Annotated in this window: 22 protein-coding genes and 1 pseudogene; all 23 read left to right on the forward strand. The window is 64.3% G+C overall.

Going from position 1 to position 21,621, the window contains the following annotated elements; translation table 11 throughout:
- The first annotated feature begins 4 nt into the window (after positions 1-4).
- A complete protein-coding gene (locus tag KHN96_RS11455; RefSeq protein WP_045787205.1) occupies positions 5-1,471 on the forward strand; it encodes an NADH-quinone oxidoreductase subunit M in 1,467 nt (488 codons plus the stop codon).
- A 16-nt stretch (positions 1,472-1,487) separates the two neighbouring features.
- Entirely contained in the window at positions 1,488-2,963 is a 1,476-nt protein-coding gene (gene nuoN / locus KHN96_RS11460) for an NADH-quinone oxidoreductase subunit NuoN (protein WP_045787204.1), read from the forward strand.
- Positions 2,964-2,976: 13 nt separating this feature from the next.
- Complete coding sequence (locus tag KHN96_RS11465) at positions 2,977-3,282, forward strand: DUF2818 family protein (RefSeq protein ID WP_045787203.1); 306 nt, start codon at positions 2,977-2,979, stop codon at positions 3,280-3,282.
- Positions 3,283-3,325: 43 nt separating this feature from the next.
- Positions 3,326-3,943 (forward strand): NUDIX domain-containing protein, encoded by a 618-nt coding sequence (locus KHN96_RS11470; RefSeq protein ID WP_062738378.1) that lies wholly within the window; start codon positions 3,326-3,328, stop codon positions 3,941-3,943.
- 137 nt (positions 3,944-4,080) lie between these two features.
- On the forward strand, positions 4,081-4,545 hold the full coding sequence (locus KHN96_RS11475; RefSeq protein ID WP_045787201.1) for a DUF1178 family protein: 465 nt from the start codon (positions 4,081-4,083) through the stop codon (positions 4,543-4,545).
- Positions 4,546-4,629: 84 nt separating this feature from the next.
- Complete coding sequence (locus KHN96_RS11480) at positions 4,630-5,826, forward strand: acyl-CoA dehydrogenase family protein (RefSeq protein WP_045787200.1); 1,197 nt, start codon at positions 4,630-4,632, stop codon at positions 5,824-5,826.
- A gap of 25 nt (positions 5,827-5,851) precedes the next feature.
- Positions 5,852-6,982 carry an acyl-CoA dehydrogenase family protein gene (locus KHN96_RS11485; protein ID WP_045787199.1) on the forward strand — a complete coding sequence of 377 codons (1,131 nt, stop codon included), beginning with the start codon at positions 5,852-5,854 and terminating at the stop codon, positions 6,980-6,982.
- A 56-nt stretch (positions 6,983-7,038) separates the two neighbouring features.
- Positions 7,039-7,509 carry a MaoC family dehydratase gene (locus KHN96_RS11490; protein ID WP_062738380.1) on the forward strand — a complete coding sequence of 157 codons (471 nt, stop codon included), beginning with the start codon at positions 7,039-7,041 and terminating at the stop codon, positions 7,507-7,509.
- A gap of 37 nt (positions 7,510-7,546) precedes the next feature.
- Positions 7,547-8,026 carry a MaoC family dehydratase gene (locus KHN96_RS11495; RefSeq protein WP_045787197.1) on the forward strand — a complete coding sequence of 160 codons (480 nt, stop codon included), beginning with the start codon at positions 7,547-7,549 and terminating at the stop codon, positions 8,024-8,026.
- Positions 8,027-8,286: 260 nt separating this feature from the next.
- A complete protein-coding gene (gene urtA, locus KHN96_RS11500; RefSeq protein WP_045787196.1) occupies positions 8,287-9,549 on the forward strand; it encodes an urea ABC transporter substrate-binding protein in 1,263 nt (420 codons plus the stop codon).
- A 105-nt stretch (positions 9,550-9,654) separates the two neighbouring features.
- Positions 9,655-11,265 (forward strand): urea ABC transporter permease subunit UrtB, encoded by a 1,611-nt coding sequence (urtB, locus tag KHN96_RS11505; RefSeq protein ID WP_062738392.1) that lies wholly within the window; start codon positions 9,655-9,657, stop codon positions 11,263-11,265.
- 1 nt (position 11,266) lies between these two features.
- The gene (urtC, locus tag KHN96_RS11510; protein ID WP_062738381.1) at positions 11,267-12,436 is read left to right on the forward strand and encodes an urea ABC transporter permease subunit UrtC; all 1,170 of its coding nucleotides are present in this window, start codon (positions 11,267-11,269) and stop codon (positions 12,434-12,436) included.
- A complete protein-coding gene (gene urtD, locus KHN96_RS11515) occupies positions 12,433-13,284 on the forward strand; it encodes an urea ABC transporter ATP-binding protein UrtD (RefSeq protein ID WP_009241045.1) in 852 nt (283 codons plus the stop codon). Before urtC ends, urtD begins: the two co-directional genes overlap by 4 nt.
- A gap of 141 nt (positions 13,285-13,425) precedes the next feature.
- Positions 13,426-14,118, forward strand: a complete 693-nt coding sequence (gene urtE / locus KHN96_RS11520) for an urea ABC transporter ATP-binding subunit UrtE (RefSeq protein ID WP_045787193.1) — start codon at positions 13,426-13,428, stop codon at positions 14,116-14,118.
- Positions 14,119-14,220: 102 nt separating this feature from the next.
- On the forward strand, positions 14,221-15,108 hold the full coding sequence (locus KHN96_RS11525) for an urease accessory protein UreD (RefSeq protein WP_062738382.1): 888 nt from the start codon (positions 14,221-14,223) through the stop codon (positions 15,106-15,108).
- 79 nt (positions 15,109-15,187) lie between these two features.
- Positions 15,188-15,490, forward strand: coding sequence for an urease subunit gamma (gene ureA / locus KHN96_RS11530; protein WP_045206205.1), 303 nt, complete (start codon positions 15,188-15,190; stop codon positions 15,488-15,490).
- 61 nt (positions 15,491-15,551) lie between these two features.
- Positions 15,552-16,169, forward strand: coding sequence for a HupE/UreJ family protein (locus tag KHN96_RS11535; protein WP_062738383.1), 618 nt, complete (start codon positions 15,552-15,554; stop codon positions 16,167-16,169).
- Positions 16,170-16,182: 13 nt separating this feature from the next.
- On the forward strand, positions 16,183-16,488 hold the full coding sequence (locus KHN96_RS11540; RefSeq protein WP_012762288.1) for an urease subunit beta: 306 nt from the start codon (positions 16,183-16,185) through the stop codon (positions 16,486-16,488).
- Positions 16,489-16,501: 13 nt separating this feature from the next.
- Entirely contained in the window at positions 16,502-18,220 is a 1,719-nt protein-coding gene (gene ureC / locus KHN96_RS11545; protein ID WP_045787189.1) for an urease subunit alpha, read from the forward strand.
- A gap of 288 nt (positions 18,221-18,508) precedes the next feature.
- Positions 18,509-19,153 carry an urease accessory protein UreE gene (gene ureE / locus KHN96_RS11550; RefSeq protein ID WP_062738393.1) on the forward strand — a complete coding sequence of 215 codons (645 nt, stop codon included), beginning with the start codon at positions 18,509-18,511 and terminating at the stop codon, positions 19,151-19,153.
- A complete protein-coding gene (locus KHN96_RS11555) occupies positions 19,146-19,835 on the forward strand; it encodes an urease accessory protein UreF (RefSeq protein ID WP_062738394.1) in 690 nt (229 codons plus the stop codon). Before ureE ends, KHN96_RS11555 begins: the two co-directional genes overlap by 8 nt.
- An 11-nt stretch (positions 19,836-19,846) precedes the next feature.
- Positions 19,847-20,470 (forward strand): urease accessory protein UreG, encoded by a 624-nt coding sequence (gene ureG, locus KHN96_RS11560; RefSeq protein WP_027681054.1) that lies wholly within the window; start codon positions 19,847-19,849, stop codon positions 20,468-20,470.
- 174 nt (positions 20,471-20,644) lie between these two features.
- A pseudogene (locus KHN96_RS11565) lies at positions 20,645-21,511 on the forward strand (IS481 family transposase); the annotation flags it as partial.
- Positions 21,512-21,621: the final 110 nt, after the last annotated feature.

Here is a 21,621-nt window from a genome sequence, read left to right on the forward strand (position 1 = left end):
AAAAATGGTTCTGTCTTTTGCGATCTGGCTGCCGATCTTCTTCGGCGTGCTGGTGTTGGCCTCGGGCTCAGACCGCAATCCCGGTTATGTCCGCTGGATGTCGCTGATCGGCTCGCTGATCAGCTTCGTGATGACGCTGCCGCTCGTCACGGGCTTCGACAAGTCGACGGCCGCGATGCAGTTCGTCGAGAAGTCGACCTGGATCGAGCGCTTCCACATCAGCTACTACCTCGGCGTGGACGGCCTGTCGATGTGGTTCGTGGTGCTGACTGCCTTCATCACCGTGATCGTCGTGATCTCGGCCTGGGAGGTGATCACCGAGCGCGTGGCCCAGTACATGGCTGCGTTCCTGATCCTGTCGGGCCTGATGATTGGCGTGTTCGCGGCGCTCGACGGCCTGCTGTTCTACGTGTTCTTCGAGGCCACGCTGATTCCGATGTACATCATCATCGGCGTGTGGGGCGGACCGAACCGCGTGTATGCAGCCATCAAGTTCTTCCTGTACACGCTGCTCGGCTCGCTGCTGATGCTGATCGCACTGCTGTACCTGTACTTCCACAGCGGCACGTTCGAAATCCTGCAGTGGCACCAGGTCAAGCTGTCGATGAACGAGCAGATCCTGTTGTTCATCGCTTTCTTCATGGCGTTCGCCGTGAAGGTACCTATGTGGCCGGTGCACACGTGGTTGCCGGACGCCCACGTGGAGGCGCCGACCGGCGGCTCCGTCGTGCTGGCCGCGATCATGCTGAAGCTCGGCGCGTATGGCTTCCTGCGGTTCTCGCTGCCGATCGCACCCGATGCGAGCCACAGCCTGTCTGCGTTCATCATCGCGATCTCGCTGGTGGCCGTCATCTACATCGGCCTGGTGGCACTGGTGCAGGCCGACATGAAGAAGCTGGTCGCGTATTCGTCGATCGCCCACATGGGCTTCGTCACGCTGGGCTTCTTCATCTTCAACGAGATCGGTATCGAGGGCGGCATCGTTCAGATGATCTCGCACGGTTTCATCTCCGGTGCGATGTTCCTGTGCATCGGCGTGTTGTATGACCGTGTGCACTCGCGCCAGATCGCCGATTACGGCGGCGTGGTGAACACGATGCCGAAGTTCGCAGCGCTGTCGGTCTTCTTTGCGATGGCCAACTGCGGTCTGCCGGCCACCTCGGGCTTCGTGGGCGAATTCATGGTGATCCTGGGTTCGGTCCAGTTCAATTTCTGGATCGGTCTGCTGGCAGCCACCGCGCTGATCTTTGGTGCGGCGTATTCGCTGTGGATGGTCAAGCGCGTGATCTTCGGCGATGTGACGCACAAGCACGTAGCCGAGCTGAAGGACCTGAATTGCCGTGAGTTCTTCATGCTGGGCGTGCTGGCGATCGCCACCCTGTACATGGGCCTGTATCCGAAGCCTTTCACCGATGTCATGCATGCGTCCGTGGTCAATCTGCTGAACCACGTGGCCCAGACCAAGCTGTAAGCAGCGAGAAGAAACTATGCAATCGTCCTCCTCCATTGCGGCTGTTGCCCCAATCATTTTTCTCGCGCTAGGCATTGGTGCCGTCAACTGGATCGATCTGGCGCGCGGCAAGAACCGGAGCAGCGTTGCCTATCCGGTCTCGCTGGTGATCACGCTGGTGCTGACGGTCTGGTTTGCGTTGAATGCCGCCGCCGGTGAAACGCACTACGCATTCGGCAACATGGCCGTGATCGACCCGATGGCCAACGTGCTGTCGTCGTTCTGCGCGCTGACGCTGTTCGTGACGCTGGTCTATACGCGCCGCTATCTGAACGATCGCGAGATGTCGGCCGGCGAGTTCTACATGTTCGGCTTGTTCACGTTGGGTGGGCAGGTCGTTATGATCACCGGCAACAACTTCCTGGTGCTGTACCTGGGCCTGGAGTTGCTGTCGCTCGCTTCGTACACGCTGGTTGCTCTGCGCCGTCGCTCCAACGTGTCGTCCGAATCGGCGATGAAGTACTTCATCCTGGGTGCGCTGGCTTCGGGGCTGCTGCTCTACGGCATGTCGATGCTCTACGGCGCAACCGGTTCGCTCGAACTGGGCAAGGTGTTCGACGCCATCAAGAGCGGTGAGATCAACAAGACGATCCTCGTGTTTGGCGTGGTCTTCATCGTTGCCGGCCTGGCCTTCAAGCTCGGTGTGGCGCCGTTCCACATGTGGGTGCCCGATGTCTATCAAGGCTCGCCCACGGCAGTGACGCTGCTGATTGCCGGCGCGCCCAAGGTGGCGGCGTTCGCGATGGCGCTGCGCATCCTGGTGGAAGGGCTGCTCCCGCTGGCATTCGACTGGCAGAACATGCTGATCGTGCTGGCCATCGTGTCGCTCGCCGTCGGCAACATCACCGGTGTGGTTCAGACGAACTTCAAGCGCCTCCTGGGCTATTCGACGGTGTCCCACATGGGCTTCCTGCTGCTCGGCATGTTGTCGGGCGTGAGCTCCGGCAAGCCGGATCTGACGGCTCAAGCCTACAGTGCGTCGATGTTCTACGCCATCACGTACGTGCTGACCGCGCTGGGCGCCTTCGGCGTGATCCTGCTGCTGGCGCGCAAAGGCTACGAGGCCGAGGAGATCGCCGACCTGAAGGGCTTGTCGAAGAAGAGCCCGTGGTTTGCATTGCTCATGCTGTTCATGATGATGTCGCTGGCGGGCCTGCCCCCGACGGTCGGCTTCTATGCCAAGCTGTCGGTGCTGGGCGCGGTGGTCGATGCAGGCATGCCGTGGCTCGCCGTGGTGGCGGTCCTGTTCTCTCTGGTGGGTGCGTTCTACTACCTGCGTGTCGTGAAGGTGATGTACTTCGATGCACCGGCCGACGAGGGCCCCGTGGAAGCGACCTTCGGCCTGCGCTCGCTGCTGTCCGTCAATGGCCTCTTGGTGCTGGTGCTCGGCATCTTCCCGGCCGGCCTGATGAGCCTGTGCTACCAGGCCATTCGCCTCACGCTGGCTTCGTAAAGTAGCCGGCACCATGAGCACCTCGACGGGCGGCCTGTTTGTCATCGTGTTGGCACTGGTGTGTGCGAACCTGCCGTTCGTCAATCAACGCGTGCTCGCCCTGGTGCCGGCACGCTGGCCGCGCAAGCCGTTCTGGCTGCGCGGCGCCGAGCTGATTGCCATGTATGTGGTGGTTGGGCTGGTCGGCTTCGGCATTGAATCGAGCCAGGGCAATGCGTTTGCGCAGGGCTGGCAGTTCTACGCGATCACCGCTTGCCTGATGCTGGTGTTTGCGTTTCCCGGCTTCACTTGGCAATACCTGGTTCGTCATCCCCGTTGAACCCGCCGGGCAGGTCCTCTCTGTCTCGGCATGAGAGCCTGCCATGTCCGATTCCACCCCACCGAACCCGAACACCCCCGTCAACGCCGCGCACGATGCCGATGCCGGCCTGCGCGAGACCCCCATTGCGTCTGCCTTGATGCACCAGGGCAAGTTCCTGACGCTCAAGCAGGACATTGTCCGCCTGCCGGACGGGCGCCATGCCAGCCGGGAATACCTGATCCATCCAGGCGCCGTCATGATGATTCCGCTGTTTGATGACGGTACCGTGCTGATGGAGCGGCAATTTCGCTACCCGGTCGGGCAGGTGATGATCGAGTTCCCGGCCGGCAAGCTCGACCCGGAAGAAGGCGGACTGGCGTGCGGCAAGCGCGAACTGCGCGAGGAAACCGGCTACACGGCCGAGCGCTGGGACTATCTCACGCGCATCCATCCGGTCATTTCGTACTCCACCGAATTTATCGACATCTATCTTGCGCGCGACCTGAAGCAGGGCGATGCCGCGCTTGACGAAGGCGAGTTCCTGGAGACCTTCATCGCGCCGGCAGGCCAATTGATCGACTGGGTGCGCGAGGGCAAGATCTCCGACGTGAAAACCATCATCGGGGTATTCTGGCTCGAGAAGATCTTGTCGGGCGCGTGGGCCCCGAGTGGCGCCTGATCCGCTTGTACTCGCGGTTTTCCGCCCCCATCTTCCGTTAGTCAATCCTGTGGCGAACGGTCGTGCGAAAAAATTAGCACGACCGTTCACAAATTTCCGAATCGGGGATACACTCATCCCCACGCGCTGGACCGATCATGAAAGTGCTGGACCTCCGCTGTGCCAATGACCACCGCTTCGAAGGCTGGTTCGGCTCCGATGCCGACCTCCAATCGCAGCAGGAACGCGGGCTGTTGACGTGCCCGGTTTGCGGTCACACCGAGGTTGAGCGCCTGCCGAGTGCACCGCGCCTGAACCTGTCGTCGTCCCGGGCGGAGACCTCCGCGAAGGACGGCACCGCCAAGGCAGCGGCAAGCGAGGCTCGCGCGCAAGCCGCGACCCTGCAGCAGCTCTATCTGAAGGCCGTCCGCCATGTCCTGGCCAATACGGAGGACGTTGGCGAGCGGTTTGCCGAAGAGGCGCGCCGTATGCATTACAACGAGGCGCCGGAGCGCGGGATTCGCGGGACGGCCTCGCTGGAAGAAGCGCGGGAGCTGGCAGAGGAGGGCATCGACGTGATGCCGCTGTTGGTGCCCGAGGCGCTCAAGCAGCCCGTGCACTAGTTGCCCGATTCAGGTCCGCGCCGGTCCGACAAGAACGTTCTTCGCTGGTTTGCCGCAGCGGAGAGCCAACCACAGGAGACAGGCATGGATCTGAACTACTCGGCGGCCGACGATGCGTTCCGCCAGGAAGTCCGCAGCTGGCTGCAAGCCAACCTGCCCAAGGACATCCAGGACAAGGTGTTGAACCACCGCCGCCTGAACCGCGACGATTTCGTCCGCTGGCACAAGGCGCTCGCGGCCAAGGGCTGGTCCGTGCCGCACTGGCCTGTCGAGTGGGGCGGCACGGGCTGGTCTCCCATCCAGAAGCACATCTGGGACGAAGAGTGCGCGCAGATTGGCGCGCCCGGCGTGCTGCCGTTTGGCGTGAGCATGGTGGCGCCGGTCATCATGAAGTACGGCAACGAAGCGCAGAAGCGCTACTACTTGCCGCGCATTCTGGACTGCACAGATTGGTGGTGCCAGGGCTATTCGGAGCCGGGGTCCGGTTCGGACCTGGCCTCGCTCAAGACACGCGCCGTGCGCGAGGGCGATCACTACATCGTCAACGGCCAGAAGACCTGGACCACGCTCGGCCAGCACGCCGACATGATCTTCTGTCTCGTGCGCACGGACCCGGAAGCCAAGAAGCAGGAAGGCATCTCGTTCCTGCTCATCGACATGAAGACGCCGGGCATCACCGTGCGGCCGATCATCATGCTCGATGAAGAACACGAAGTGAACGAGGTGTTCTTCGACAACGTGAAGGTGCCGGTTGAAAACCTCATCGGCGAAGAAAACCGTGGATGGACGTACGCCAAGTACCTGCTCGGCCATGAGCGCACCGGCATTGCGCGCGTGGGCAATTCCAAGCGCGAACTGGCGTTCCTCAAGCGCGTCGCCCTGCAGCATCAGAAGAACGGTAAGCCGCTGCTGGAGGATCCGGTGTTCGCGGCCAAGGTGGCTTCGCTCGAGATCGAACTCCTGGCCCTCGAAATGACGGTGCTGCGCGTGGTGTCGAGCGAGAGCGCCGGCAAGGGGCCCGGCCCGGAGGCGTCGCTGCTCAAGATCAAGGGCACGCAGATCCAGCAGATGCTGACCGAGCTGATGGTCGAGGCTGCCGGGCCGTATGCCCAGCCGTTCGACCCCAGCTACCTGGAAGGCGAAACGCAACAGGCCATCACGGGCGACAACGATGCCGCGCCCCTGGCACCGTACTACTTCAACTATCGCAAGACCTCGATCTACGGCGGGTCGAACGAGATCCAGCGCAACATCATCAGCCAGATGATCCTCGGCGTCTAACGAGCAACGGATAACGGAGACAACCATGGATTTCTCGTTCACCGACGAACAGAAGCAACTGGCCGATGCAGTGCGCCGCTTCATCGACAAGGACTACGGTTTCGAGGCGCGCAACAAGGTGGTGTACTCGCCCGAAGGCGTGTCCCAGGCGCACTGGGACGCGCTGGCCGAACTGGGCCTCACCGCGTTGCCAGTGCCGGAAGCACAAGGCGGCTTTGACGGCCGCGCGATGGACCTCCTGGTAGTGATCCAGGAACTCGGCCGTGGCCTCGTGGTGGAGCCCTATCAGGCCACCGTGCTCGGTGCCCAGGCACTCAAGCTGGCGGGCGGACAGGACGCACTGCTCGAAGACGTGGCCGGTGGCGCCGTGAAGCTCGCCATCGCGTTCCACGAACGCCAGTCGCGCTACGAACTCTTCAACGTGACGACGCGCGCCGCCCAGCAGGGCAGCGGCTGGGCGCTTACGGGCGAGAAGACCGTCGTCGTGCACGGCGCGCAGGCCGGCAAGCTCATCGTGTCGGCACGCACCGGCGGCGAAGCGCGTGACACTGCCGGCCTGTCGCTGTTCCTGGTTGACCACGATGCAGCCGGTGTGACGGTCAAGGACTACCGCACCATCGACAACCTGCGTGCCGCCGACATCCGCTTCGACAACGCGCCGGCCACGCTGCTCGGCAAGGTCGGCGAGGCATGGGAGACGATCGATGCCGTCGCAGACCTGGGCTGCGTGCTGCTGTGCGCGGAAGCGATCGGCCTGATCGATGCGCTGAATGCCGCCACGCTCGAATATACGAAGACGCGGCAGCAGTTCGGCGTGCCGATCGCACGCTTCCAGGCGCTGCAGCACCGCATGGTCGACATGTTCATCCACGCGGAGCAGGCGCGTTCGATCACGTATCTTGCTGCCGCGCACTTTGAGGACGGCGATGCCGAGGCGCGCCGCCGTTATGTGTCGGCGGCCAAGGCGCGCGTGGGTCAGGCAGCGCGTGACGTCGGCCAGGAAGCCGTGCAGTTGCACGGCGGCATGGGCGTGACGAACGAGCTGCCGGCCGCGCACATGTTCAAGCGCCTGACGATGATCAACACGACGCTGGGCGACGTGGATCACCACCTGGCACGGTTCGCATCGCTGGCGGGCTTCAAGAACGCAGCATAAGCGCAAGTTCGAGCGCCCCGCATTCGTGCGGGGCGTTGTCATTTGGAGGAGACAACATGGCAGAAGCAACGCGGTCGTACGAGTTTTACTTCGACGATTTCGAGGTCGGCCGTACGCTGGAGATGGGCACGTACACCGTCACCGAAGAAGAGATCCTGTCTTTTGCGCGGCAGTACGATCCCCAGCCGTTCCACATCGACGAAGAGGCGGCCAAGCACAGCATCTACGGCGGGATCATTTCGAGCGGCTGGATGACATGCTCGATCATGATGCGGCTGATGGTGCAGGGTTTCCTGAGCAAGGCGGCCAGCATGGGTTCGCCTGGCGTGGACGAGATCCGCTGGATCAAGCCGGTGTATCCGGGCGATACGCTGTCGGTGTCGAGCACGTGCATGGAAGTGCGGCCGTCCCAGTCGAAGCCGGATCGCGGCGTGGCGGTCAACCGCTGGGAAGCACGCAACCAGCGCGGCGAACTGGTCTGCACGGTGACTGGCATGGGCTTGTTCGGCCGCCGGCCCAAAGTCTGATTCGCTGCGCATTCCACCACCCGAGGAGACAAACCACATGCGCATCATCGAATCGCTCGACGAGCTCAAGGGGCTGGTCGGCCAGGAAGTCGCGGTGAGCGACTGGACCGAGATCACGCAGCACCAGGTGAACCTGTTTGCCGAGGCCACGGGCGATCACCAGTGGATTCACGTCGATGTGGAACGCGCCAAGCGCGAATCGCCGTTTGGCGCGCCGGTGGCGCACGGGTTCCTGACGCTGTCGCTGTTGCCGATGCTGATGGAGAAGGCCCTGAAGATGTCCGACGTGAAAATGGGCGTCAATTACGGCCTGAACCGGGTCCGCTTTACGGCACCCGTGCCGGTTGGCAGCCGCGTGCGAGCGCGCGTGAAGCTGCTCGAGATGGAGCTGCTGCCGCCGCTGCCCAATGCCCCCGCCCTGACCGGTGCACAGATGACGTGGGCCGTGACGTTCGAGCGTGAAGGACAGGAGCGCCCGGTGTGCGTGGCAGAAACGATCTCGCGCCGCTACTCCTAGCGGCACGCTCTTCAGGCTTCCAAGGGCCGGCGCAATGCCGGCCTTTCTTTTTGCGCGCGCGTGAGCTTGCGCTTCGCCCGTTTTGTTGCTTATCGACGCCTGCCCCACGTCTGAGCACGACCACGCCCCAATGCGCGGAGTTGGAGCGGTCTTGGCACCGTTTTGGCGCCGATTTCCCATCGAGCGAGCGAAAAGCGATGGCACGGTAGTTGCACTTTCGGCCCCGGGAGTCGTTCTCACTACCAACAAGAGGAGCCGCAATGAAACGTCGTGAGCTGTTGAAGCTGTCAGCCGTCGCTGGCGCAACGCTGTTGTCCATGTCCAGCCTGGCGTTTGCGCAGGCAAAGGACCCGATCAAGGTCGGCATCCTGCATTCGCTCTCAGGCACCATGGCGATCTCCGAAACGTCGTTGAAAGACGTGGCGCTGATGACCATCGACGAGATCAACAAGAGCGGCGGCGTGCTGGGCCGCAAGCTCCAGCCGGTGGTAGTGGATCCGGCGTCGAACTGGCCGCTGTTTGCCGAGAAGGCGCGCGGGCTGCTCACGCAGGACAAGGTGGCCGTGACGTTCGGCTGCTGGACGTCGGTGTCGCGCAAGTCGGTGCTGCCGGTGTATGAAGAGCTGAACGGCCTGCTGTTCTACCCGGTGCAGTACGAAGGCGAAGAAATGTCGAAGAACGTCTTCTACACTGGCGCGGCGCCCAACCAGCAGGCCATTCCGGCCGTGGAATACCTGATGAGCAAGGAAGGCGGCGGTGCCAAGCGCTTCTTCCTGCTCGGTACCGATTACGTCTATCCGCGCACGACCAACAAGATCCTGCGCGCGTTCCTGCACAGCAAGGGCGTGAAGGACAGCGACATCGAAGAGGTCTACACGCCGTTCGGCCACTCCGATTACCAGACCATCGTTGCCAACATCAAGAAGTTCTCGCAGGGCGGCAAGACTGCGGTCATCTCGACCATCAACGGCGACTCCAACGTGCCGTTCTACAAGGAACTCGGCAACGCGGGCCTGAAGGCCAAGGATGTGCCGGTGGTGGCGTTCTCGGTCGGTGAGGAAGAGCTGCGCGGCATCGACACCAAGCCGCTGGCCGGCCAGCTTGCCGCATGGAACTACTTCATGTCGGTCAAGAACCCCGTCAACGAAGACTTCAAGAAGAAGTGGGCTGCATGGGTCAAGGCCAACAACCTGCCGGGCGGCGACAAGCGCGTCACCAACGACCCGATGGAAGCGACCTACGTCGGCATCATGATGTGGAAGCAGGCCGTCGAAAAGGCCGGCACCACCGACGTGGACAAGGTGCGTCAGGCGATGTACGGCCAGCAGTTCAAGGCGCCGTCGGGCTACACGCTCGTGATGAACAACAACCATCACCTGAGCAAGCCCGTGATGATCGGCGAGGTCAGGGGCGATGGCCAGTTCAACGTCGTGTGGAAGACGCCGACGGTGATCCGCGCCAAGCCGTGGAGCCCGTACATCCCCGGCAACGAAGGCAAGCCCGACATGGTTGCAAGCAAGTGATGTGACCTCGCGGGCCGGCCATGTGACGAGCATGGCCGCCTTTTGAACGACGCTGTACGACGTGGCTGGCCGGGCTCCGTGCCGGCCGCCACGCATCGGATTGCCATGACCCGCTTTCTTGCCGCACTGCTGTGCGCCCTGTGCTTGGTGGCTGTACCTGCCGCCCAATCGTGGGCCGCAGGGCAGCCGCTCACTCAGGCCGACCTCAAGCCTCTGGCCGGAGACGACTTCGATGCCAAGGTCAAGGCGCTCAACGCGCTGACCGCTGCGCCCGCCGAACAAGCCGGGCCGATTCTGCAAGCCTTGCAGAATGACGCGTTGTTCTTCGCGCCTGCCGCCGGCATGGTGCGTCAGGACGGCGAGAAGTACCTGGACGCGATCACTGGCCAACCCGTCACCGTCAAGGCCGACGATCTGCAGTCCCTCACACTGAACAATGCCCTGCGTGCGCAACTGGACAGCGCGGCGAGCGGCTTCGTGCTGCAATCGCCGGACCGTGCCGTGCGCGCGCAGGCCGTCGATACGTTGCTTGCGCATCCCGAGACGGCGTCGCGCCCCATTGTCGACGCGGCGCGCAAGCATGAAACCGATCCGGAGTTGCGCAGCAAGCTGCATGTGCTCTGGGCCAATCTCGCGCTTGACGACGGCACGCATGCCGAGAAGCTCGAAGCGCTCAAGCTGCTTGCGGGCGATACCAACCCGCAGACGCGCCAGCGCATCGCCCCGTTGCTTGCGAAGGACAGCGGTGCCGACGATGAACTGCGCGCCGCGGCCCAACAGGCGCTCGACGGCCTCGCCGCGCAGCAACGCAAGGCCGAGCTGGTCGGCAACCTGTTTGCGGGGCTGAGCCTCGGTTCGGTGCTGCTGCTGGCGGCGCTTGGGCTGGCCATCACCTACGGGCTCATCGGCGTCATCAACATGGCGCACGGTGAGTTCCTGATGATCGGCGCGTACGCCACCTACGTGGTCCAGACGATTTTCCGCAACTACTTTCCGAACGCGTTCGACTGGTATCTGCCCGCAGCGCTGCCTGCTGCGTTCCTGGCGGCGGCCATCGTCGGCTTTGCGCTGGAGCGGCTGGTGCTGCGTCACCTGTATGGCCGTCCGCTCGAAACGCTGCTCGCCACGTTCGGGATCAGCCTGCTGCTGATGCAGGCCGTGCGTTCGATCTTCGGTGCGCAGAACGTGGAGGTGGCGAACCCGAGCTGGATGAGCGGCGGCATTGCGCTGTATCCGGGCCTCGTGCTGCCGTACAACCGGCTCGTCATCCTGCTGTTTGCGCTGGCCGTGGTGGCGATTGCGTGGGCGGTGCTCAACCGCACGCGCCTGGGCCTGTTCGTGCGGGCCACCACGCAGAACCGCACGATGGCGGCCTGCGTTGGCGTGCGCACGTGGAAGGTCGACAGCTACGCGTTTGCATTCGGTGCCGGTATTGCCGGCCTGGGCGGCTGCGCGCTCTCGCAGCTCGGCAACGTCGGGCCGGACCTCGGCCAGAGCTACATCATCGATTCGTTCATGGCCGTGGTGCTGGGCGGGGTGGGGCAACTGGCCGGCACGATCATCGGTGCGTTCGGGCTGGGTCTCATCAACAAATTCATCGAGCCGTTCTATGGCGCGGTGCTGGCAAAGATCATCGTGCTGGTGCTGATCGTGCTGTTCATCCAGAAGCGTCCGCAGGGCCTGTTCGCCCTCAAGGGCCGCAGCGCCGAGGCCTGATATGACGACGACCAAGTTCTCTCTCGATATCCCGGCGCGCATGCCGCTGCTGTCGCGGCGCGGGTGGTCTGCGCTGGTGCTCGTGTCGCTCATCGTGTGCATTGGCGCGCCGGTGTGCGCGCTGCTGGTGCCGGAGGGTAGCCCGCTGCATCTGTCGGCGTATGCGCTCACGCTCATCGGCAAGATCATGTGCTACGCACTCGCGGCGCTGGCGCTCGATCTGGTGTGGGGCTATTGCGGCATCCTGAGCCTCGGGCACGGGCTGTTCTTCGCGCTCGGCGGTTATGGCATGGGCATGTACCTGATGCGCTCCATCGGCCGCGAAGGCGTGTACAAGAGCGACCTGCCGGACTTCATGGTCTTCCTCGACTGGAAGGAGCTGCCGTGGTTCTGGCACGGCACCGAGCACTTCGCCTGGGCCATGCTGCTGGTGGTTCTGGTGCCCGGCGTGCTGGCGTGGCTGTTCGGCTTCTTTGCCTTCCGCTCGCGCGTCAAAGGCGTCTACCTGTCGATCATCACGCAGGCGATGACGTATGCGGCCATGCTGCTGTTCTTCCGTAACGAGACGGGCTTTGGCGGCAACAACGGCTTTACGGATTTCAAACGCATCCTCGGCTTCCCGATCTCCGCATTGCCGACGCGCACGGTGCTGTTCGTGGCGACGTTCGTGGCGCTCGTGCTGGCGTTCATCGCCTGCCGCGCCATCGTCACGTCCAAGTTCGGCCGCGTGGTCACCGCCATCCGCGATGCCGAAGCGCGCGTGATGTTCTCCGGCTACAACCCGCTCGGCTACAAGCTGTTCGTGTGGACGTTCTCCGCCGTGCTGTGCGGCATTGCGGGCGCGCTCTACGTGCCGCAGGTCGGCATCATCAACCCGGGCGAGATGTCGCCGGGCAACTCCATCGAGATGGCCGTGTGGGTGGCCGTGGGCGGGCGCGGCACGTTGATCGGCCCCATCATCGGCGCGTTCCTCGTCAACGGCGCCAAGACGTTGCTCACCGCATGGGTGCCGGAGTACTGGCTGTTTGTGCTCGGCGCGATCTTCGTTCTGGTCACGCTGTATCTGCCGAACGGCGTGCTGGGGCTGCTGGGCAAGCTGCGCATGAAAAAGCGCGCGCCCACGCCAGCCGAGGCGCATGAAGCCGCGACCGTCACCGGAGACCACGCATGAGCACGTTCACCGAACTCCCCGACCGTGCCGAGACGGGCACCGCCACCGGCATGGGCCATCTGGTCGAGCCGGACACGATCGACGTCTCGCACGGCGCCATTCTTTATCTTGAAGACGTGACCGTGCGCTTCGGCGGCTTTCGCGCACTGAACGCGCTCACGCTGTCGATCGACCACGGCGAGCTGCGCTGCATCATCGGCCCCAACGGCGCGGGCAAGACCACGATGATGGACGTGATTACCGGCAAGACCGGGCCGCGCAATGCCGACGTGACCGGCCGTGTCTTCCTCGGCCAGACCATCGACCTGCTGCGCCTGACCGAGCCGCGCATCGCGCAGATCGGCATCGGCCGCAAGTTTCAGAAGCCGACCGTGTTCGAGCAGCACACCGTGTGGGAAAACCTGGAACTGGCCATGAAGGCCGACAAGCGCTGGTGGGTCTCGCTGCGCGCGCGTCTGCTGAACGATGGCCGCCAGCGCATCGAAGAAACGCTCGGCCGCATCCACCTGGAAGCGGAGGCCTATCGGCCCGCCGGGCTGCTCTCGCACGGGCAGAAACAGCGGCTGGAGATCGGCATGCTGCTGATGCAGCAACCGCAACTGCTGCTGCTCGACGAACCGGTCGCCGGCATGACGGATGAAGAGACGATGCAGCTTGCAACGTTGCTCAACGGCCTGCGTGGCACGTGCTCGATCATGGTCGTGGAACACGACATGGAGTTTGTCGCCGCCCTGGCGGGGGCAGAAGGGCGCGTGACCGTGCTGGCTGAGGGCAGCGTCCTGGCCGAAGGCACGCTCGACGCCGTCAAGCGCGATGAGCGAGTGATCGAATCCTATCTGGGGCGTTAGAAGGCTCCGCAAAGCTACTGCGCGTCCCGATCTTGCCCCTGTGATGCTCGCCGTACCCGTGTACGGCTGCGCTTCTCGGGCCAACATCGGACCGCTCGCTACGTTTTTCAGAGCCTTCTCAAGGCAAAAGGAAAGAACGCGATGTTGCAGGTCCAACAACTGAACCAGTACTACGGCGGCAGCCACATCCTGCGCAACGTCAGTTTTGACGCCCCTACGGGCAAGCTGACCACGCTGCTTGGCCGTAACGGCGTGGGCAAGACGACGCTGCTCAAATGCTTGATGGGGGTGGTGCCCACCGCCAGCGGCGCGATCGATTGGGAAGGGCGCACCATCCAGAAGCTGCCCGCGTATGAGCGTGTCTCGCAGGGGCTCGCCTATGTGCCGCAGGGGCGCGAGATCTTTCCGCGGCTGACGGTGGAAGAGAACCTGCTGATTGGCGCGGCCGCCAAGCGCGCGCCGTCCAAGGTGCCCGATTCCATCTACGAGCTGTTTCCAGTGCTCAAGGAGATGAAGGGCCGGCGCGGCGGCGATCTGTCTGGCGGCCAGCAGCAGCAACTCGCCATCGGCCGCGCGCTGATGAGCGAGCCGCGCCTGCTGATCCTGGACGAGCCGACCGAAGGCATCCAGCCGTCGATCATCCAGGAGATCGGCCGCACGCTGCGGCGCCTGGTGGACGAGTTCGGCATGTCGGTGCTGCTGGTCGAGCAGTACTACGACTTTGCGCGCAGCATTGCCGACCGCTACGTCGTCATGAGCCGTGGCGAGGTCATCGCCCAGGGCGACGGCGCCAATATGGAAGCTGATGGCGTGCGTGATCTGGTCGCCGTTTGATGCCCCGGCTGATGTCCCGGTATTCGACGGAAAATGTCGAATGCCAAATCTGTGGCATCTGGCTATGATGAGAAAATTCCTAGCCGCCGTGCTGCCTTCCTGATGCGCCATCCCGATTTTCCTGTCCCGCCGCAGACCGATTCGTTCGCGTCCTGGGAAGCCTCGCTGCACCTGGCGTTTGCACGGCGCGGTGAGCGCACCGTGCTGGCCACGTGCCGGCATCAGGGGCCGCTGCGGGTGCAGAAGGCGCTGTATCCGGAAGGCGAGGGCGTGTGCCATGCCGTCATGCTGCATCCGCCTGCAGGCATTGCCGGTGGTGATGTACTCGATATCGACATCGAACTCGGTGCCGACGCGCATGCTGTGCTGACCACGCCCGGCGCCACCAAGTGGTACAAGTCGCTCGGCCGCACGGCCACGCAGCGCGTTGCCATCCGGGCGGAGGCGGGGGCGCGGCTCGACTGGCTGCCGCAAGAGAACATCGTTTTCAACCAGGCCCGCCCGATCATCGACCTGACGCTGGACCTGGCACCCGGCGCCACCGCCATCGGTTGGGACACCACCATGCTCGGCCGCCACGCCGCCGGTGAATCGTGGGCCGAAGGCCGCATCGCCATGCGCACCGCTCTGCGTTGCAACGGTCAGCCGCTGTGGATCGAGTCTGCCGCGTTCGACGCGCAATCGCCCGTGCTGAATGCGACGACGGGCATGGCCGGCTTCCACATGGTGGGCACGCTGTGGGCCGTGGGCGAGGGCGCCACCGAAGCCCTGGCCGAATCGATGGCCGAGCACCTGCCGTACAACGCCGACCTGCGCGCGGGCGTCACGTGTCTCACGCAAGATGCGCCCGGCCTGCCAAACGTTTTGTTGCTGCGCGTGCTCGCACGCCGGCCCGAAGATGCGCGCGCGTTGCTGTCACAGACGTGGCTTGCGCTGCGCGAACCGATGCATGGCGTGGTAGGCCGTCCGCTGCGCCTCTGGTCTACATGACGGCCACATGTTGGCGACCCGACCTCGCATCGCCCGATCTGCACTGAACTGAATTGACCCTCACCGAAGAGAGCCCCTCGTGGAACTGACCCCGCGCGAAAAAGACAAGCTGCTGATCTTCACCGCCGCCTTGCTGGCCGAGCGCCGCAAGGGCCGCGGCCTCAAGCTCAACTACCCGGAAGCCGTCGCCTTCATCAGCGCCGCCATCATGGAAGGCGCACGCGATGGCAAGACGGTCGCCGAGTTGATGCACTACGGCACCACGCTTCTCACGCGCAATGACGTGATGGACGGCGTGGCCGAGATGATTCCCGACATCCAGGTCGAAGCCACGTTCCCGGACGGCACGAAGCTCGTCACCGTCCACCACCCGATCGTTTGAATTTTGATTTTCAAGTTTCAAGTTTGAAGTCCGCACGCCACTCACCACTACGAGTCCTGCCATGACGCCTACCCTGTCTCGCTTCGTCCGGCCCGCTGCGGCCATCGCGCTTACGTTTGGCGCCTCCATCGCGTTTGCCCACCCGGGGCATCCGGGCCATACCGCTGAGGGCAGCCTGCTCGCCGGGTTCCTGCATCCGCTCACGGGCGCAGATCACCTGCTGGCGATGGTGGCCGTGGGCGTGTGGAGCGCACTGGCCTCGCGCTCGGTGCGCGATGCGCTGTGGGCGCCCGTCGCCTTTGTCGCGTTGATGATTCTGGGCGCGCTGCTCGGCGCCGGCGATGTGGCGGTGCCCATGGCCGAGCCGATGATCGCCGCATCGCTGCTCGTGTTCGGCCTGCTGATTGCCGCACGCGCGCAGCTGCCGACGTGGGGCGGTGCGCTGCTGTGCGGCGCGTTCGCGCTGTTCCACGGCTATGCGCACGGCACGGAATTCCCCGCAGGGGCGCAGGCCATGTTCCCGTATTTCGTCGGCGGCTTTGCCGTGGCGACGGCGCTGCTGCACACCGCCGGCATCGGCGCGGGCTTTGCCCTGAAGCCGCGTCTGGCATGGCTGGCGCGTCTGTCGGGCGTGGGCGTGGCGCTGTACGGCGCAGGCCTGCTCGTCACGGCCATCTGAGGGGGCTTGCACCATGATCCCCGGCGAACTCCTGCCGCAAGACGGCGATCTCGAACTCAATGCAGGCCGCGCGACGGTGACGGTCACGGTGGCCAACACCGGCGACCGCCCCGTGCAGATCGGCTCGCATTACCACTTCTATGAAGTGAATGACGCGCTGCGCTTTGACCGCGAAGCCGCGCGCGGGTATCGGCTCAATATCGCCGCAGGCACCGCCGTGCGCTTCGAGCCGGGGCAGGAGCGCACGGTCGAACTCGTGGCGCTGGCCGGCGACCGCGTGGTCTACGGCTTTGCCGGCCGCGTGATGGGCAAGCTTTGAGCGAGACACGGACATGACATTGAAGATCAATCGCCGCGCGTATGCGGAAATGTTCGGCCCCACGACCGGCGACCGCGTCCGCCTGGCCGATACCGAACTCATCGTCGAAGTCGAACGCGACTTCACCCTCTACGGCGAGGAAGTGAAATTCGGCGGCGGCAAGGTCATCCGCGACGGCATGGGCCAGAGCCAGCGCGAATCGAAAGACTGCGCCGACACCGTCATCACCAACGCGCTGATCATCGACCACTGGGGCATCGTCAAGGCCGACATCGGCCTGAAGCACGGCCGCATCTCGGCGATCGGCAAGGCGGGCAATCCGGACATCCAGCCCGGCGTGACCATCGTCATCGGCCCCGGCACCGAGATCATCGCGGGCGAGGGCATGATCGTCACCGCCGGCGGCGTCGACTCGCACATCCACTTCATCTGCCCGCAGCAGATCGACGAAGCGCTCAACAGCGGCGTGACGACGATGATCGGCGGCGGCACTGGCCCCGCCACCGGCACCTACGCCACCACCTGCACGCCGGGCCCGTGGTACATGCAGCGCATGCTGCAGGCCGCGGATGCGTACCCGATGAACATCGGCTTCCTGGGCAAGGGCAACGGCAGCCTGCCGGGCGCGCTGCGCGAGCAGATCGACGCAGGCGCCATCGGCCTGAAGCTGCACGAAGACTGGGGCTCCACGCCCGCCGCCATCGACTGCTGCCTCGGCGTGGCGGACGACACCGACACGCAGGTCGCCATCCACACCGATACGTTGAACGAATCGGGCTTTGTTGAAGCCACCGTCGCGGCATTCAAAGGCCGCACGATCCACACGTATCACACCGAAGGCGCGGGCGGCGGGCACGCGCCCGACATCATCCGCGTGTGCGGTGAGTCGAACGTACTGCCGTCGTCGACCAACCCGACGCGGCCGTTCACCGTCAACACGCTGGACGAGCACCTCGACATGCTGATGGTGTGCCATCACCTCGATGCGTCCATCGCCGAAGACATCGCCTTTGCCGAGAGCCGCATCCGCCGCGAGACGATTGCCGCCGAAGACATCCTGCACGACCTCGGCGCGTTCTCGATGATCTCCAGCGATTCGCAGGCCATGGGCCGCGTCGGCGAAGTCGTACTGCGTACGTGGCAGACCGCCCACAAGATGAAGGTGCAGCGCGGCAAGCTGGCCGGTGATCCGAACGATGCGCGCGGCGGGCATGACAATTTCCGCGTCAAGCGGTACGTGGCGAAGTACACGATCAACCCCGCGCTCACGCACGGCATCGCACATGAAGTCGGCTCGGTTGAAGTCGGCAAGTGGGCAGACCTCGTGCTGTGGAAGCCGGCGTTCTTTGGTGTGAAGCCGAGCCTGATCCTGAAGGGCGGGATGATTGCCTCTGCGGCGATGGGCGATGCGAATGCGTCGATCCCGACACCGCAACCGGTGCACTATCGGCCGATGTTTGGGTCGGCGGGCGGGGCGCTGGGGCGGACGTCGTTGACGTTTCTGTCGCAATCAGCTGCTGCGGCTGGCGTGGCGGAGCAGTATGGGTTGGCCAAGACGACAGCGGTGGTCAAGGGCACGCGTACTGTGAGCAAGGCAGACATGATTCATAACGACTGGCGGCCTGACATTACTGTGGATCCGGAGACGTATCAGGTGGTGGCGGATGGGACGGTGTTGACTTGTGAGCCGGCGGAGGTGTTGCCGATGGCGCAGAGGTACTTTTTGTTTTGAGTTTTTGGGGAAAGGGCCTTGGTGGTCCATCCCCTTTTCGTACCCTGCCGGGCACGACCTACTTTTTGGGGCAAGACAAAGAAAGTGAGTCGCTCCCGGCAGGGGGTGAAATGAGAAATGCGCTGCCACGCCGAGATCGAAACTCCACGCTTGGAGATCAGAACTCGGCGTTTGGAGATCAGAACTCGACACGTGAAGTTCCGAACCCGATGCGTGGGGTCTCTGAACCCAAAGCTTGGAGTTCAGAACTTCGAGCTTCATAGTTGGATGACGAATCAGGTCGTAAAGATGCTTTCCATCAACAAACACCTCCCCGCACCACATGGCCTGGCCTCCGTGCTGGTCAAGCGTGCGCCCAAGCTGGTGCTCCCCTTCCTGGAGCGCAGCCGCAGCCGCCTGCGCGCCGCCCTCGACGATGGCCGTGAAGTGGCCGTCGTGCTGCCGCGCGGCACCGTCATGCGCGGCGGCGATGTGCTGGTCGCTGAAGACGGCACGCTGGTGGAAGTGCAGGCCGCACCGGAGCAGGTCCTGCGCGTGAGCAGCGACAACCGTCTCGCGCTGATGCGCGCTGCCTACCACCTCGGCAATCGCCACACGCCCGTGCAGGTCAGCGCCGATGCGCTGCAGCTCGAGGCCGATCCCGTGCTTGAAGACATGCTGATCCGCCTCGGCGTGACCGTCGCGCATGTGGAAGCGCCGTTCGAGCCCGAGGCGGGCGCCTATGGCGGCGGCCATCGTCATGGCCACGATGCGACGTTCGAAGAGGACTACGCGGCCGCGCAGGCGCTGTACCACGAGCATCACGGGCGCGATCATGGCCACAGTCACGCGCATGACCACGGCCACGAGCGCGGTCACGCGCACGGTCACGATCACGACCACGGCCATGTGCATGGCCCCGGCTGCGGCCATCACCACCATCACCATGACTAACGCGGCGCAGCTCACCGCCTTGCTGCATCTTGCGTCCCCGGCGCTGCCGGTGGGCGCGTTCAGCTATTCGCAGGGCCTGGAGGCGGCGGTGGATGTGCGGCACGTGACCGACGAGGCGTCGGCTGCCGCGTGGATTGCCGAAGGCCTCGACGTGCTGGCCGCCTGCGAGGCGCCGCTGTGGCTGCTGCAGTTTGCGGACTGGCAGGCAGGCCGCTTCGATGCCGTGGCCGAGCGCGATGCGTGGTTCCTCGCGACCCGCGAGACGCGCGAGCTGCGGCTCGAAACGTCGCAGATGGGCTGGTCGCTCAGTCGCCTCATCCAGCAGATGGCGTGGGGCGACGAAGCACTGCGCAGCGCATTGGCCGCGCGCGCTTCAGTGACGTTTCCGACCGCCTTTGCCGCCGCCGCTGCCGCACTGAATGTCGACCCGCGCGACGGCGTGACGGCGTACTGCTTTGCCTGGGTGGAAAACCAGATGGCAGCGGCGGTGAAGGCCGTGCCGCTCGGGCAGGCTGCAGGGCAACGGATTCTCTTTGGCCTGCACGCAGCGGTGGCGCGTGCGGTGGAAGAGGCTACGCGGCGTGCGGCCTGTCATCCGCCTGAACTGTCTACGTTTTCGCCCGGGCTGGGCGTGTTGTCTGCCCGGCATGAAACGCAATACTCACGACTCTTTCGATCCTGAACCTGATCAACATGCGAACCAAGAAACTTCCTGCCCTGCGCGTTGGCGTGGGCGGCCCGGTGGGCTCCGGCAAGACCACGCTGCTCGAAATGCTCTGCAAGGCCATGCGCGAGCGCTACGACCTCGTGGCGATCACCAACGACATCTATACGAAGGAAGATCAGCGCCTGCTGACCATCTCCGGCGCGCTGCCGGCCGAACGCATCATGGGCGTCGAGACGGGCGGCTGCCCGCACACGGCCATCCGTGAAGATGCGTCGATCAACCTCGAAGCGGTGGATCGCATGCTCTCCAAGTTTCCGGATGCGGATGTGGTCTTCATCGAGTCGGGCGGGGACAACCTCGCGGCAACGTTCAGCCCCGAGCTGTCGGACCTGACCATCTATGTGATCGACGTGGCGGGCGGCGAGAAAATCCCCCGCAAGGGCGGCCCGGGCATCACCAAGTCGGACCTGCTCATCATCAACAAGACGGACCTGGCGCCGTATGTCGGGGCATCACTGGAGGTGATGGAGAGCGATACGCGCAAGATGCGCGGCGACCGGCCGTTCGTGATGTGCAATCTGCGGGCGCAGGGTGGGTTGGATGAGGTGATTCGGTTTATTGAGAAGCAGGGGATGTTGGTGGGGGGCTAGAGTTTTTGGGGCGGTGTGTTGCCTGCGGTGGGCGGTTGTGGTTCATCTCTGTTTCGTACCCTGCCGGGCAAGACTTACTTTCTTTGTCTTGCTGTACGGACCGGAGACATAGGTGACAGGTGTGCGAGGACATGGTTGACACTTTGAGCGGCACATTCGCTCGGAGGTCAGGCCATGCCCTGGAGCACACGAGACACCATGAGCCTTCGTCAAGAATTCGCTCTACTGGCCCTGCAGGAAGGGAGTAATCGGCGCGAACTGTGCCGGCGCTTCAGCATCAGCCCGCAGACCGGCTACAAGTGGCTGGCACGTTACGTTGAGTCGGGAGACGCCGGACTGGCGGACCGGACGCGCCGTCCCTCGCATAGCCCGATGCGTACCGACGCCCCGCTTGAACAGGCTGTCATCGCGTTACGCCAGCAGCACCCTGCGTGGGGCGGGCGCAAGATCAGCCGCCGCTTGGCCGACTTGGGCTGGAGTGATGTACCGGCACCCAGCACCGTGACGTCCATCCTGCATCGGCATGGGTTGATTGCACCCGAAGCCTCAGACGCCTCCACGCCCTGGCAGCGTTTCGAGCACGCCGAACCGAACCAGCTCTGGCAGATGGACTTCAAGGGCGGGTTCGCGTTGGCCGACGGCCAGCGCTGCTCGCCGCTGACCGTGATCGACGATCACTCCCGCTTCAACCTGGTGCTGGCCGCCTGCACGCAGACGCAGAGCGCGGTCGTGCAGCGCCACTTGCGCCAGGCCTTCGAGCGCTATGGGCTGCCGCTGCGCATCAATGCCGATAACGGGGCGCCCTGGGGCAGCCCTACCCAGCCAGGGCAACTTACGGGCCTGGGCTACAGCCCCCCGGCCCACCCGCAGACCAACGGCAAGGACGAGCGCTTCCACCGCACGCTCAAGGCCGAGGCCCTGGCCGGGCGCTACTTCGCCTCTTGCGACGCGGTCCAGCACGCGCTGGATGCCTGGCGCACCGTGTATAACTGCGAGCGCCCGCACCAGGCCATCGACCTGGCCACGCCCCATCTTCAGTACTCGGCTGACCGACTCGGCATGCAGGCTCTCGTGCACGTGGTAGCCGACGATCTTGCGTGAGTACGCGTCCGTCACCAGGCTCAGGTACGCGCAGCGTCCTGCAGTCGGCA

The sequence above is a fragment of the Ralstonia mannitolilytica genome (assembly GCF_905397375.1).
GTDB lineage: Bacteria > Pseudomonadota > Gammaproteobacteria > Burkholderiales > Burkholderiaceae > Ralstonia > Ralstonia mannitolilytica.